2 protein-coding genes are annotated in these 1778 nt (G+C 72.3%); both read left to right on the top strand.

Annotation, left to right across the window (positions count from 1 at the left end):
• On the top strand, positions 1 to 548 hold a 548-nt coding region (locus tag KBX39_RS30425), incomplete at its 5' end, for an asparagine synthase-related protein (protein WP_247660764.1).
• A gap of 2 nt (positions 549 to 550) precedes the next feature.
• Positions 551 to 1778: GNAT family N-acetyltransferase (locus tag KBX39_RS30420; RefSeq protein WP_210873853.1), on the top strand; the 1228-nt coding region annotated here is incomplete at its 3' end.

Below are 1778 nucleotides of genomic sequence, written 5' to 3'. Positions count from 1 at the left end.
TGCTCAACCCAGCGTGGCTGGCCGACGGCAACCCGGCGCGGGAGTTCGTCGCCGCGCACCTGGGCCGCCCGGGCGCGCAGACCGCCGTCGACGCCGGCCTGCGGATCGACACCCAGGTCATGCTGACCGACGACCCGGTGAAGCGGGTCGACAACATGACCATGGCGCACGGGCTGGAGGCCCGGGTGCCGTTCCTCGACCACGAGTTCGTCGAGCTGGCCGCGAGCTGCCCGCCGGAGCTGAAGCTGGCCCAGGGCGGCAAGGGCGTGCTCAAGGAGATCGGCCGGCGGGTCCTGCCGCACGAGGTGATCGACCGGCCCAAGGGCTACTTCCCGGTGCCCGGACTCACCCACCTGGAGGGCAAGCTCCTCGACCGGGTACGCGACGCGCTCACCGCGCCCGAGGCGCGCCGTCGCGACCTGTTCCGCGCCGACTACGTCGACGCGCTGCTCGCCGACCCGAACGCCGAACTGACCCCGTTGAACGGAAACAAGCTGTGGCAACTGGGACTCCTGGAAATGTGGCTCCAGAGCCACGGAATCGACTGACCGTGACCGACACCCTCGCCACCGGAACGGCACGTACCGACCGGGAACGGGTGCTGGGGCGCCGCCGGGAACGCATCGGCCCCGGCGGTGACCCGGTCGCACCGGGTACGCCGGAGCAGCGGCAGCCGGAGCCCACGTCCACCGACGCCTCGGGCGTGGTGCTGGACTGCGGCTGGGGCCGGCTGGTGTTCGGGCAGACGTTCGACGACCAGGTGCACGTGGCCGACGTGCTGCGCTCCGAGGCGGTCGGCGCCCGGGACATCTGCATCTACCTGCGCGACCCGCACGTGCTGGTGTCGCGGCTTCCGGACGAGCTGTTCATCGACCCGTCGCTGACGTACCGGCTGCCGCTGGGCGAGAAGCGGCCCGCCGCGACCGAGGGCGGCGAGGTGCCCGGGCTGACCGTCCGGCCGCTGCGTGACGCCGTCGACGCGGAGGCGGTGAACCGGATCTACGCGCGCAACGGCATGGTCACCGCCCCGGTCGAGGTGCTGGTGGACAACGCCGGCACGGACCGGTTCCTGCACCTGGTGGCCGAGGACACCACGGGTGAGGTGGTCGGCACCATCACCGGCGTGGACCACGTCGCGGTGTTCGGCGATCCGGAGAACGGCGCGAGCCTGTGGTGCCTCACAGTCGACTTCAACACCGCCCCGCCCGGCACCGGGCAGGCGCTGCTCACCGCGCTCGCCGACCGGCTCGACGGGCGCGGCCGGGCGTTCGTGGACCTGTCCGTGCTGGCTGAGAACTCGGGCGCGATCCGGCTGTACGAGCGCCTCGGCTTCCACCGCACCGGCACGCTCTGCGTGAAGCGGAAGAACCCGATCAACGAGCGCCTGTTCCTGCCCGCCATGCCCGAGGGGTACGACGAGCTGAACCCGTACGCGAAGATCGTCGCGGACGAGGCGATGCGCCGCGGCATCCGGGTGGAGGTGACCGACCCGCACTGGGGTGAGCTGAAGCTGACCACCGGCGGCCGGACCATCCACACCCGCGAGTCGCTGTCGGAGCTGACCTCGGCGGTGGCGATGAGCCGCTGCGACGACAAGCGGGTGACCCGGCGCATCCTCACCGAGGCGGGCCTGTCGGTGCCGCGCGGGCGTACCGCCACCGGTGAGCCCGACGACGTGGCGTTCCTGAACGACGTGGGCCCGGTGGTGGTCAAGCCGGCGCGGGGCGAGCAGGGCAACGGCATCACCGTCGGCGTGCGTACGCCCGAGGCGCTGACCG

It is taken from the genome of Micromonospora sp. D75 (genome assembly GCF_018070405.1).
Taxonomy (GTDB): Bacteria; Actinomycetota; Actinomycetes; order Mycobacteriales; family Micromonosporaceae; genus Micromonospora; species Micromonospora chalcea.
The sequence above is the reverse complement of the archived record's forward strand: the minus strand, read 5'-3'. Positions and strand labels throughout refer to the sequence as shown.